The organism is Vibrio sp. 11986-1-5 (genome assembly GCF_963878025.1).
Lineage (GTDB): Bacteria > Pseudomonadota > Gammaproteobacteria > Enterobacterales > Vibrionaceae > Vibrio > Vibrio injensis.
Genome location: NZ_CAWNVW010000031.1, coordinates 1 through 425, shown reverse-complemented (window position 1 = coordinate 425; position 425 = coordinate 1). Strand labels below are relative to the sequence as shown.

Genomic DNA, 425 nt, shown 5'->3' with positions numbered 1-425 from the left:
ATCGATAATGGGGATGGAATGGAAGAAGATGATTGCCTGATCGCATTTGAACGGCATGCGACAAGCAAAATCAAGGACGAGCACGATTTGTTCCGCATCCGTACGCTTGGCTTTCGCGGCGAGGCGCTGCCGAGCATCGCCTCCGTCTCGGAAGTCGAAATGAAAACAGGCACCGGAGACGGCCCGGGAACGCAGGTTGTCTTCAAAGGCGGCAAACTCGTCAAGCGTGAACGGACAACAAGCCGCAAAGGGACGGATATTACCGTATCCAACTTGTTTTTTAACACCCCGGCGCGCTTAAAGTATATGAAAACGATTCATACGGAGCTTGGACATATCACCGATGTCGTCAATCGCCTTGCCATGGCGCATCCCGACATTTCGTTTCGCTTGCGCCATCACGGGAAGCAGCTGCTTTATACAAG

Annotated in this window: 1 protein-coding gene; it reads left to right on the top strand. The window is 52.5% G+C overall.

The features are described 5' to 3' along the window. Positions 1–18 precede the first annotated feature (18 nt). The coding region (mutL, locus tag AACS00_RS07970) for a DNA mismatch repair endonuclease MutL (protein WP_339373274.1) at positions 19–425 on the top strand (407 nt) is incomplete at its 3' end.